The sequence below is a fragment of the Hyphomonas atlantica corrig. genome (genome assembly GCF_000682715.1).
Lineage (GTDB): Bacteria > Pseudomonadota > Alphaproteobacteria > Caulobacterales > Hyphomonadaceae > Hyphomonas > Hyphomonas atlantica.
Genome location: NZ_AWFH01000012.1, coordinates 241,260 through 253,145 on the forward strand (window position 1 = coordinate 241,260; position 11,886 = coordinate 253,145).

At 59.0% G+C, this 11,886-nt stretch carries 11 protein-coding genes; 9 read left to right on the top strand and 2 right to left on the bottom strand.

All coding sequences use genetic code 11. The features are described from left to right. Positions 1-834 carry a hypothetical protein gene (locus HY36_RS08515; protein WP_035551108.1) on the bottom strand — a complete coding sequence of 278 codons (834 nt, stop codon included), beginning with the start codon at positions 832-834 and terminating at the stop codon, positions 1-3. 170 nt (positions 835-1,004) lie between these two features. On the opposite strand from HY36_RS08515, the gene HY36_RS08520 reads away from it, so the two are divergent. Then, entirely contained in the window at positions 1,005-1,451 is a 447-nt protein-coding gene (locus HY36_RS08520; RefSeq protein WP_035551111.1) for a hypothetical protein, read from the top strand. A gap of 30 nt (positions 1,452-1,481) precedes the next feature. Next, on the top strand, positions 1,482-2,093 hold the full coding sequence (locus HY36_RS08525; RefSeq protein ID WP_035551112.1) for a trimeric intracellular cation channel family protein: 612 nt from the start codon (positions 1,482-1,484) through the stop codon (positions 2,091-2,093). Here the strand turns inward: HY36_RS08525 and HY36_RS08530 are convergent. Continuing rightward, positions 2,062-3,270 carry an acyltransferase family protein gene (locus HY36_RS08530; protein WP_035551116.1) on the bottom strand — a complete coding sequence of 403 codons (1,209 nt, stop codon included), beginning with the start codon at positions 3,268-3,270 and terminating at the stop codon, positions 2,062-2,064. The genes HY36_RS08525 and HY36_RS08530 overlap by 32 nt on opposite strands. 180 nt (positions 3,271-3,450) lie before the next feature. Between HY36_RS08530 and HY36_RS08535 the strand changes: the two genes are divergently transcribed. The 7 genes from HY36_RS08535 to clpB all read left to right on the top strand — a co-directional run bounded on the left by HY36_RS08535 (position 3,451) and on the right by clpB (position 11,826). Continuing rightward, positions 3,451-4,305, top strand: coding sequence for a LytR/AlgR family response regulator transcription factor (locus HY36_RS08535; protein WP_035551118.1), 855 nt, complete (start codon positions 3,451-3,453; stop codon positions 4,303-4,305). Between the two features lie 73 nt (positions 4,306-4,378). Beyond that, entirely contained in the window at positions 4,379-5,683 is a 1,305-nt protein-coding gene (locus HY36_RS08540; RefSeq protein WP_035551120.1) for a hypothetical protein, read from the top strand. A gap of 43 nt (positions 5,684-5,726) precedes the next feature. Then, positions 5,727-6,158 (top strand): MAPEG family protein, encoded by a 432-nt coding sequence (locus HY36_RS08545; protein ID WP_035551122.1) that lies wholly within the window; start codon positions 5,727-5,729, stop codon positions 6,156-6,158. A 57-nt stretch (positions 6,159-6,215) separates the two neighbouring features. Then, positions 6,216-7,289 carry a peptide chain release factor 1 gene (prfA, locus tag HY36_RS08550; RefSeq protein ID WP_035551402.1) on the top strand — a complete coding sequence of 358 codons (1,074 nt, stop codon included), beginning with the start codon at positions 6,216-6,218 and terminating at the stop codon, positions 7,287-7,289. Between the two features lie 10 nt (positions 7,290-7,299). Then, the gene (gene prmC, locus HY36_RS08555; protein WP_035551124.1) at positions 7,300-8,151 is read left to right on the top strand and encodes a peptide chain release factor N(5)-glutamine methyltransferase; all 852 of its coding nucleotides are present in this window, start codon (positions 7,300-7,302) and stop codon (positions 8,149-8,151) included. Positions 8,152-8,347: 196 nt separating this feature from the next. Then, positions 8,348-9,007 (top strand): DUF4167 domain-containing protein, encoded by a 660-nt coding sequence (locus tag HY36_RS08560; protein ID WP_206741169.1) that lies wholly within the window; start codon positions 8,348-8,350, stop codon positions 9,005-9,007. A gap of 197 nt (positions 9,008-9,204) precedes the next feature. Beyond that, positions 9,205-11,826 (top strand): ATP-dependent chaperone ClpB, encoded by a 2,622-nt coding sequence (gene clpB, locus HY36_RS08565; RefSeq protein WP_035551127.1) that lies wholly within the window; start codon positions 9,205-9,207, stop codon positions 11,824-11,826. The last annotated feature ends 60 nt before the right edge of the window (positions 11,827-11,886 follow it).

Below are 11,886 nucleotides of genomic sequence, written 5' to 3' on the forward strand. Positions count from 1 at the left end.
TCAGTCGTAGAAGCACTTTTCCGTCCCGTCGCCCTGATCATAGCAGCGTGGCTCGTTCGACGTTGGCGGGGTATAGGTCGGCTTCGGCACCGTGCCTTCATAGCCTGCATTGTAGCCGCGATCCTGATCAGAATAGGTCCCATTGAAGGTCTGGGTGGTGCCGCCCGTATAGGGATTGCGACCTGAATTCAGATAGGTCCACTCTGCGACCAGGCTGCACTCATAGCTGGAAGATCCGAATGTGCGGCAAAGCTCAAACGCGTCTGTGGTGGAACGCATTTCGAAGTTCTTGCGCCACCACTGGTAAAACTGGTCGCCGCCTGCCTGACGTGCGGCGTCATAACCAACCCATTCCGGGTCCGGCGCCGCTTGCTGAGGCGCGGCGGGTGCAGGTTCGGATGTGGTACAGCCCAGAACCCCTTCAGCCCATTCAAGCATGCCGTCATCGGGAAATGGCGCATCAATGGGTTGGCGCGGCTCCACGCTCGTATTCCCATTCTTGAACGAGGTCAGAGCATTTTTGTATTCGACGAGCTTGTTGAACCGCGTGCCGGAATAGTCTGCCTCAAGCCCACAACTCCCCGCGGGATAGGTGCAGCGGGATATCTGGGACATGATCTCTGGCTCATCAAAGACCTGATAGGTCGCGCGCTTCCAGTATATGATCGCATAGGCCTTGGTCTTGTTGGGATCGCCCGGAATGGCGTTGATCGAATTGATCAGCGTGTTCACAAGCTCGCGGCCTTTCGGGCACGTACCCTGCGCGTGCGCCGGAAGCGACAGCGCCAGAAATGCACCGATGCTGGCGAGCACGAATTTGGTGAGTGATTTCATAAGCCTATCCCTGTTTCGTCAAATAATAGGCCTGCCAGGCATCACTTCACAAGACGATCTCGCAAAATGATCAAAGCTCCGGCCCGGCCTGGCTCGTTGACTTGTGTTCATCTTGCCAAGGTTACAGTCTGGCAATGTTGTTCGAGCGGGCTGGAAAGGGGACGCGCGCAATGATCAGGACGTTTACCGGAATTGTGGCGGGCTCTGCGGCTCTCTGTCTGTCGGCCTGCACCACGGCGGAGCTGGAGGCCATCTCGCAGGGGCTCGCTCAGGCAAGCTATGACATGCAATATTCGCCCTACGGTTCGACCGGCTATGGCGGCGCGACTCCCTATGGTGCGGGGGCGACAAATTACGACACCACGCAATGGGTCGGCTACAATGAGTGCGTAAACACCGGCAGTTTCTATCAATGCGATACCAATGGCGACGGCTATGTCGACATGTTCGGCAACACCGATACGGGCGAGATGACTTCATCTTCTTTGAAGGTAAATGGCCGCGGCGAGGGCTTCACATGGAGCACGGAATGCGGCTGCTGGGAGCGCAATCGTGCTTATGATACGGCGCGCGCCGATGATCATGATCATCACCGCCGCAGGCATCGCAGGGATTGATTTGGTGCCGTCGCCAGTCTTAATCGGCGCATGAATCCTGATCTCTTGTTCCTGTTTACCGACCGTATCGGTGTGTTCGTCTTTGCGATTTCCGGCGGCATCGTCGCGGTACGCAAGGAGATGGATCTGTTCGGCGTGATCGTGATGGCTTTCCTGCCTGCGATTGGTGGCGGTACGTTGCGTGACCTCATCCTCTCACAGCCAGTGTTCTGGCTAGAGGACACACAAACGCTCGGTTTTGCGATCGCGGGAGGTCTTGCAGCGTTTTTCTTCCATCGCTGGCTGGAGAATTTCCGGCCCCTTCGCTGGGCAGATGCGATTGGCATGGCGTTGTTCGCCGTGACGGGCGCGGCAAAGGCTGCGGCGCTGGGGCATGGCTGGCCGGTCGTGCTGATCATGGGCACAATGACCGCCAGCGCCGGCGGCTTGCTGCGCGACGTTGTGGCAAACGAAAAGCCGCTGCTTCTGTTGAAGTCCGAAATCTACGCCACGGCGGCCTTGTTGGGATCTCTGGTCTATTTCCTGACCAGTCTTTGGCTCGGTGACGAATTCCTCGCTTTCATTCTGGGGCTCGTCTCTGCTTTCGTGCTTCGGGCGTTGGGCATCATATTCAAACTGTCCTTGCCGCGTTCGCCTTTCTAGCCGCCCCGGACGGGCTTGCAGGCTTCAGCCCGAACAGGGGCCGCAGGAAGCCGACGCGGCGGATGGCGAGTTCATGCAGCAAGGCGCATCCGGCAAACGTTCCGCCAACGACCAGCACGGCCTCCAATCCAACCGGCAGGCCCTGGCGGGTGAGCCAGTAGCCGAGCATCACTGTCAGCGTCTGGTGCAGGATGTACCAGGGGAAAATCGCTTCCGTCATATAGGTCAGCGCGCGGCTCGGACGGTTTAGAAAACGTTGGGCGAGCCCGAGCAGGGCAGCAATTGCGATCCAGGCATAGGCAAGCCTGGCCATTCGCGCTGGCCAGATGATCCAGTCCCACTCACCAGAGGTGCTGAGGGTTTCCCACTGTGCCCAAATGGCCGACAGCCCGATCCCGAGGATCAATACAAGGGCGATGGCGGCGGGCAGGGCGCGGCGGATGGCCGACCAGAAGTGGGCATCTTTTGCCAGTACGAAGCCCAGCATGAGCATGGTCAGGCTGTGGGCGTGGTTGGCCCAGTCATTCGTCAGATCATGCGTGATCGGGAAATAGGGATCGAGCGTCAGGCGGTAGAGTATGTGTGGCAGGACCGGAAGGGCCAGCACCGTGGCCGGTCCCCATTTGCCAGCGAAGAGCGCCTGCGTCACGCGCGCGCCCGGCCCTCGCATCAGGCGTGAGATACGGCCAGCGAAGGGGGCCAGCAACAGCGTGTAGGCGAGCAGGTACACGATGTACCAGAGGTGGTTCCAGGTTGGTGTCGTGATGGAAAAGTCTGAGTTGAAATCGAGGTATTGGGGCCAGAAAGCCCAGAAGCTGCCGGAGAACTCCCCGGACTCGACCAGTTGGAGCCAACTCTGTGGTGCTACGACAATCGCCATGCCGAACAGGATAGGCAGGCCCAAACGTACCGAACGTTCCCGCGCGAGTTTGCCGCCACCGAGTTTGTCCGCCGCAAATCGTAGTGCCACACCGGAGATGAAGAAGAGAAGCGACAGCCGCCAGGGGTTCAGCAGCAGCATGGCCCATTCGGCCTCGGGACCGGCGTGGACGCTTTTCACGTGCCAGCCCCAAGTCACGTAGAACATGCCTGAGTGATAGAGGATGAGCAGGCCGAACGCGATGATACGTAGCCAGTCCAGATCGTATCGGCGGGGGAAGGCGGGGGCGTGTGGCATGGCGGTCTCCAGAGGGGCTGGCGTGACCCTCGCTTTCAAGAGGCACCAAGTCAGCTGGAGTGGGGCATCAGGTGGCCAGGGGTGACGAGTTGTGTCCGCCCGGGACAAATGGCGGCGTTCGGGGACGAAATTCTGATATTTGTGTTCCGGCTATGACGTGGGCTGTGGCAGGAAACCCCGATGGAGATCGTCTCAACACATCCGGAACTGGAGGCCGACCGGCGCGCAGATCGCAAAACGTGGTTGTACTTCGCGTGCTTCCTGTTTGCGTCTTTCGTCGTGGAATCCCTGTCCGATCAGCACGTGTTGCTGCGGACGGGCGACCCGTATCCAAACCTGCCCTGGCTTAGTCAGGCCAGCTCGCATGGAGTGATCCTGGCGCTGACGCCGTTTATCACTTTCATGCTCAGCCGGTTCCCGCTGACGGCGGAGGCGTGGAAGGTCAATCTTCTGGTCCATGCGACCGCGACGATTGCCTTTTCTGTCGTGCACATTCTCGCAATGGTCGCGATCCGCAAGCTTCTCAGCCCGATCATTTTCGGTGTTCCGTATGAGTTTGGCCTCACGGATGTGTCGGTCTGGCTCTATGAATTCCGCAAGGACGTTCTGACCTACACGCTGATTGCTGCCCTGTTCTGGCTGAACCGCATGGTGGAGCAACGTGCGCTCGACGAACGCGGGGCGAAGCGCGACGCCACAGACTTGCATCGACTGACCTTGAAATCCGGTGGGCGCAGCTATTTCGTGAACGCGCCAGACGTGATCTCGGCAAAGGCGGCCGGCAATTATGTTGAAGTTGTTACCGAAGGGCGGGAGTATCTGGCGCGCATGACTTTGACCGAGCTGTCGCGGCTTCTGCAGGCGGCGGGCGACCGGCATGTCCGCGTTCATCGTTCTCACCTCGTCAATCTGGACCGTGTCAGCGAGATCGTACCCACAGGGGAAGGCGATGTGACGCTTCGGCTGGACACGGGTGCCGAAGTGCCAGGCTCGCGCCGCTATCGCGCGCAGTATGAAGACAAGTTGGCGACGTAACCACTTTTCCGTGAGGGGCTAGGCGCTCAGCCAAATGTCGCTAGATTTCAGGCTTGGTTTGTCGGAGTGGCTCATGCTTTCAGTTTTTCGTGCTTGCGTCTGGTTTCTCGTGCGCCTGCCACTGATCCTGCTAATTTTCGTGACGGCGCTTGTGATGAGCAGCTGCACGATGCTGGGCCTGAACTATGCGAGTCTCGAAACTGCAAACAAGCCCGTTCCGAAACCGGAAATCAATGTCGCCGCGATGCTCGGAGACGATGCCTATCGCGGTCAGATGATGGAGAGGTTCGAAGCAGTTCTCTATGGGCCCTGGCCAGAAGGCTTGCCGGTCAGCTGGGGCGAGTCTCGCCTGGTGGATGCGAGCCTGTTTGGCGGTAAGGGACGACTGGAGGAAATTCCGGTCACGATCGGACAAGGCGACGGCGCCAGCCTGTTTCATCTCGTTGTCGCCACCCCCGCTGCGCCGGGGCCACACCCAGTCATCATCAGTCAGACCTTTTCCAGCAATTGCGCGGCGTTTCCCGGCTATCCGGTGACCGCCACAGACGACACGATTTGCGATGGCAGCGAGATGGAAGGGGCGTTTGGCTTCGTCGCGACACAGATATTCGGTACCTACATCGCCAAAGTGCCGCTGGAGCGGTTCATGGATGCCGGCATCGCGTATGCCAGCTTCTATGGATCGGATTTCGTCTCTGACCGTCGGGCAGAGGCGCGAGACGTGATGGCAAATCTTGGAGGCCCCGTCGCGCCGACCAGCACATTGATGGCGTGGGCCTATGCCTATTCGGCAGCGTCTCAAATTCTGGAGACCCGGGCAGATATCGATCCGGATGGCACAGTTTTGCTCGGCCATTCCCGTTTCGGCAAGGCGGCGTTGCTGGCGGGTGTGTGGGACAATCGCATTGATGGTGTCATCGCGCATCAGGCGGGGTTTGCCGGGGCGTCGCTGTCGCGCTCGCAAACCGGCGAAGGCCTGAAACGGATGGGAGAATCCTATCCGCATTGGCTCGCACCCCAGGCTCGGGACTGGTTTGATCGTGTGGATGAACTACCGGTCGACCAGCACCAATTGCTGGGATTGTTGGCGCCGACACCCGTGCTGCTCGGAAATGGACGGCGGGATGTCTGGTCAGATCCAAACTCTTCATTCCGCGCGGCGCAGGCAGCGTCATCCCTTTACGAGGCGGCGGGAATAACCGGCCTTCCAGGCGGCGGCATGAAACAGGATTTCGATGCCGATGCCGGAATTGCATGGTGGCTCCGGCCGGGCGGGCACAGCGTCGTGTCTGAAGATATCGACACGTTCATCGCCTTCGTGCAGGCGCATTTTTCCGATGCGGGCATTAACCAAAGTGCTGTTCAGGCTGCAGAATAGGGCATAAGCTTCCTGCGGAACGAAAAAGCTGTGGGAGGCCAAAATGCCAATTAATGTCGAATTTCTTCACCCCGTCCTGGCGTTGATCGTCTGGACACTGGTCATGTGGCTCTGGATGTATGCCACGCGCATTCCGGCCATGCAGAAGGCGCAGATCAATCCCGACGATGCCCGCCATCCGGGAACCTATGGGGACAAATTGCCGGCAAATGTTCGCTCGGTCGCCGACAATTACAACCACCTGCACGAGCAACCGACCGTCTTCTATGCGCTGATGTTCTTCGCGGCGCTAACGGGGGGCGGCGATCATTTCGCGACCCTGCTGGCGTGGATCTATGTCGGCTTGCGGGTCCTGCACTCCTTCGTTCAGATCCTGTCTCCAAAAGTAACGCTGCGCTTCCTGGTCTTCGCGCTTGCATCGATTACGCTGATCGTGCTGGCCGGCAAGGAAGTGCTGCGCATAACCACCGGATAGGGGGCTGACAGCGGAGGGGGACTTATCAGGCGGCCAAAAGCACTCTAAATGGCGCGGATGGCTACTCTTTCCCTCTCCCGACTCCAGCAGGTTGTTGAACGTTTCGAGGAAGTCGAGGCGCGCATGGGCGCGACCACGGAAACCGACGAAATCATCGCCCTGTCGAAGGAGCACTCCGAACTGAAGCCCGTGGTCGACAAGGCGCGGGAAGTGATGGCTGCGCGCAAGGGGCTTGAAGAGGCCGAGGCGTTGATGTCGTCCGGCGACGCCGAGATGGCAGAACTTGCCGAAATGGAATTCGAGGACATCAAGGATCGCTTGCCGGACCTTGAGCAGGAGATGCAGGTTCTGCTTCTTCCGAAAGACGTCGATGACGCGGCCAACATCGTGCTGGAAGTTCGCGCCGGAACGGGCGGGGACGAGGCGGCACTTTTCGCGGGCGATCTCTACCGGATGTATACGCGCTACGCACAGACCATGGGCTGGAAGGTCGAAGTGGTCGATGCCTCTGAAGGCGATGCGGGCGGTTACAAGGAAATCGTCGCGAACGTATCCGGCGACGGCGTGTTCGGTCATATGAAATGGGAGAGCGGCGTGCACCGGGTGCAGCGCGTGCCCGCAACGGAGACGCAGGGGCGCATTCACACGTCCGCGGCGACCGTGGCCGTTCTGCCTGCACCGGAAAATGTCGAAATCGACGTCAAGCCAGAAGACATCCGTATCGATACAATGCGGTCTTCGGGCGCTGGCGGGCAGCACGTAAACACGACGGACTCAGCGGTTCGTATCACGCACCTTGCCACGGGCATCGTTGTGACCAGTTCGGAAAAGTCCCAGCACGTGAACCGCGAGAAGGCGATGGAACAGTTGAAAATTCGTCTTTACGAGAAAGAACGGTCTGAACGCGACGCCGAACGCGCCGAGGCGCGGGCCAGCCAGATTGGTTCAGGTGACCGCAGCCAGAAGGTGCGCACCTATAACTATCCGGAGAACCGCGTCACGGATCACCGGATCGGGTTGACGCTTTACTCGCTCGACAAGATCATCACGGGCGACAAGCTGAATGATGTGGTCGAAGCGCTGATCACGGAAGATCGTGCGCGCAAACTGGCGGCGATGGAGGCCAGCTGATCTGCCTGACATGACATATGATCAATTGATGGCTGATGGCACTGCACGGTTGAAGGGCGCTGGTATCGTCAACGCCCGGCTTGAAAGCCGTTGGCTGTTGGCTCATGTTTCAGGATGTCAGCATTCAGAGCTTATAAGTCGTGGGCCCGATCAGGTTCCCGAACAGACCATTGCAGCATTTCTGGATCGACTTTCTCGCCGTGAGGGGCGCGAGCCGATGCAGCATATACTTGGCACGACCGAATTCTACGGACTCGAATTTCTCAGTGATGCGCGGGCACTGATCCCCCGCCCGGATAGCGAGATCGTGGTTGAGATGGCCTTGGAGCGTATCTCCAGGGAGCAGCCCGCTTTCGTCGCAGACCTTGGCACGGGCAGCGGCTGCCTGCTCGCAGCCCTGCTGGCCAATCGTCCTTTGGCGAGGGGGGAAGGGGTAGAGGCCAGCGACGCGGCGGCGACGTTGGCTGGCGAAAACCTCACACGCCTTGGACTGGCCGATCGCAGCCTCGTTCATCGTGGCTCGTGGACGGGCTGGCAGAATTGGGCTGAGGCGGATCTGATCATTTCGAATCCGCCCTATATCGCCAGCGCCGAAATCAAAGGCTTGATGCCGGAGGTTCGCGAATACGATCCGATGTCGGCGCTCGATGGCGGAACGGACGGGCTCGATGCGTATCGGGAGATTATTGGCCTCGCGGCTCAAGGCATGAAGCAAGGCGCATGGTTGGTGTTCGAGATCGGATTCGACCAGAAAGAAGCGGTCAGCGCCCTGCTGGATCAGGCCGGATTTGACGAAATCACCTGCCGCAAAGACCTCGGCGGAAATGATCGCGCTATCGCGGCAAAACGGCCAATTGTGTAATACTTACATTTCTTCTTGGCGGATTGGGAAAGTCACGCTAGAAGATTCTCGTGAGACGGCGACCACACGAAGTGTAACAGCATGTCCCTCTCACGAGACTCGCGCAAATCTAGGGCTGTGGCCGCTTATTTCAGATGGCCAATTGCGCTGGGAACTGCCTGCAAACTGAGCAGGCGCATGTAACGGGATGATCTTCATGAAACGCTCACGCGGGCGCAATCGTCGCTCAGGCGGCAATAACCAGAACAATCACAACAATCCGAATCGTCACTATGAAAGTGTTGGTCCGGACGTGAAGATCCGTGGCTCTGCCCAGCAGGTTCTGGACAAGTATCAACAGTATGCGCGCGACGCCCAGACAAGTGGCGACCGCATCCTGTCAGAAGCCTATTACCAGTTCGCAGAACACTATCAGCGCATTGTTGCGAAGCAGCAGGAAGCGAAAGAGCGCGCCCAGCAGCAGCGCCAGCAGAGCCGTGACAATCGCCGCGATGATCGCGACGACAATGACGACAACAATTCTGACAATGACGCCTCTCCAAAGCAGGAGGCCGAGGTCGAGTCCCGCAACAAGAGCCGGGATGAAGACAATCAGGATGAGTCCAGGAATGAAAAGGCGGCATCGGACGAATCGTCTGCAGAGGACTCTTCGGAGGCATCGGACGACGACGCCAAGGCGAAGCCGCGCACACGCACACGCCGGAAGCCTTATGCCAAGAAGGACAAGGCCGATGATAGCGCGGATGGCGAAGCCGACGGCGTGCTGAAGACCGTCTCGCGCGGTCGGCGCAAATCGGCGCCGAAAGAAGATGATTCGGCGAAGTCGGAAGAGGCGTCGGCAGAGTCTGCTGAATAGTCCTGACTATCTGACCGTATTGAATTGCCCGGCCTGCGGATCGCACTGGCCGGGTTTTTCATGCGCGAATTCTGTATTCCGTGCGCTTGCAACGACCGTCACTGCATCCCACATCAGGAAAGAACCGGATACCGGCTGCCGCTGAGCGGGGCCATCATCCATCAACTTCCATGATCTGCCTTTCAAAGGGGATATAGATGAATATTGAGCAATACACAGAACGCGCCCGCGCAATTATACAAGGCGCACAGACGGCCGCCCTCGCGAGCGGGCATCAGGTTTTGACGCCTGCGCACATCCTGAAAACAATGCTGGAGGATCGCGATCAATTGGCCGTGAACCTCATCCGTGCGGCCGGAGGCCGGCCGGAACTCGTAGCGCAGGGCATTGATACTGCGCTTGGAAAATTGCCCAAAGTGCAAGGCACAAATTCGGGATTGCGTCTGGAACAGGCTGGCGCGCAATTGTTTCAGAGTGCTGAAGCTGAGGCAAAACAGGCCGGTGACAGCTTCGTAACGGTAGAGCGCCTGTTGTTGGCTGTTTCAAAACTGAAAAATGATCCGGCAGCGGAGGTGCTGTCTCAGGCTGGCGTGACGCCGTCTGCTCTGGAAGGCGCGGTGGCACAATTGCGCCAAGGGCGTACAGCTGACAGCGAGAACGCGGAAGAGGGGTATGAAGCCCTCAAGAAATACGCGCGGGACCTGACGAAGGACGCCCGTGAAGGTAAGCTGGATCCCGTTATTGGCCGGGACGAAGAAATCCGCCGCGCCATTCAGGTCCTGTCTCGTCGGTCTAAGAACAATCCGGTGCTGATCGGTGAGCCAGGCGTCGGCAAGACCGCAATTGCGGAAGGCCTGGCCCTGCGCATCGTGAATGGAGATGTGCCGGAAAGCCTAAAGGGCAAGCGCCTGCTCGCGCTCGACATGGGCGCGCTGATTGCTGGCGCAAAATTCCGGGGCGAGTTTGAGGAGCGCCTGAAAGCCGTGTTGAACGAAGTTCAGCAGGCGGAAGGGGGTGTCGTGCTGTTCATCGATGAGATGCATACACTGGTCGGTGCCGGCAAATCAGACGGCGCGATGGATGCGTCGAATTTGCTGAAACCCGCGCTCGCGCGTGGCGAATTGCACTGTATCGGTGCGACCACGCTGGATGAGTACCGGAGGTATGTCGAAGGTGACGCCGCACTCGCCCGTCGCTTCATGGCAGTTTACGTCAATGAGCCAACGGTTGAAGACACGATCTCGATCCTCCGTGGCCTGAAAGGCCGTTATGAGGCCCATCATGGCGTGCGCGTGTCCGACGCCGCCATTGTCTCTGCCGCAGGGCTCTCCAATCGGTACATCACGGATCGCTTCCTGCCGGACAAGGCTATCGACCTGATGGACGAGGCAGCGTCCCGTCTGCGCATGCAGGTGGATTCAAAGCCGGAAGAGCTGGACGAGATCGACCGGCGTCTTTTGCAGCTGAAGATTGAGGCCGAAGCGCTCAAGAAGGAAAAGGATGCGGCATCTGTTGATCGCCTGAAAACACTGGAAGGTGAGATCGCAGACCTACAGACAAAATCCGACGAACTGACGACCACATGGTCCGCCGAGAAGAACAAGCTGAAAGGCGCAGCGTCTGCCAAGGAGCAGCTCGACCGCGCTTATGCCGATATGGCCGAAGCTCAGCGACAGGGCGATCTCGGCAGGGCGTCGGAACTGAAATTCTCGACTATTCCGCAATTGGAGAAGCAGATTGCCGAAGTCGAAGGCAGCGAAGAAGACAAGGGTGATGGTGGCCTTGTGTCCGAAGTCGTCCGCCCAGAGCATATTGCTGCCGTCGTCTCCAAATGGACCGGCATCCCGGTAGACAAGATGATGGAAGGCGAACGCGAAAAGCTGCTGAAGATGGAAGAGGAGCTGCGCAAGCGGGTCGTCGGCCAGGACGCGGCTCTGGAAGCAGTCTCCAATGCCGTCCGCCGTGCACGCGCCGGCTTGCAGGATCCGAACCGCCCAATCGGTTCTTTCCTGTTCGTCGGTCCGACCGGTGTGGGTAAAACAGAGCTGACCAAGGCGCTGGCCGAGTTCATGTTCGATGATGACACGGCGATCCTGCGGCTCGATATGTCGGAATTCTCCGAGAAGCATTCGGTAGCTCGCCTGATCGGCGCGCCTCCCGGCTATGTCGGCTATGATGAAGGCGGTGTGCTGACGGAATCCGTCCGGCGCCGTCCGTATCAGGTCATTCTGTTCGATGAAGTCGAGAAAGCCCATCCGGACCTGTTCAACACGCTGTTGCAGGTTCTGGATGATGGTCGCCTGACGGATGGCCAGGGCCGCACGGTCGACTTCAAGAACACGATCATCATCATGACGTCGAACCTCGGCGCAGATGCGCTGGCGAGCGGCGAAGAGGGCGACGTGTCCGATGCGGCCAAGGAGGCTGTCATGGGCGCGATCCGGATGCATTTCCGTCCGGAATTCATCAACCGGATCGATGAGATTGTCTTCTTTAAGCGGCTGGGCCGCGGCGAGATCGACCACATTGTCGATATCCAGATGGAACGTCTCGAAGGCCTGTTGAAGGACCGCAAGATGACACTGCAGCTCAGCCTCGACGCCCGCAACTGGCTGGCCGCACGCGGCTATGACCCGGTCTATGGTGCACGGCCCCTGAAACGGGTGATTCAGAAGGAACTTCAGGACCCGTTGGCACGTCTCCTTCTGGAAGGGCGCATACACGATGGGGAAACCATCGAGATCGGCGTCGAAGGTGACCAATTGGCGATCAATGGCGTGCCCAACGACTTCGCCAAAGGCGCCGCAGCCCTGAACTAGATGGCGCTAAACAGAAAGAGCCCCGGTCAAGCTATTGACCGGGGCTCTTTTCGTCTGAAT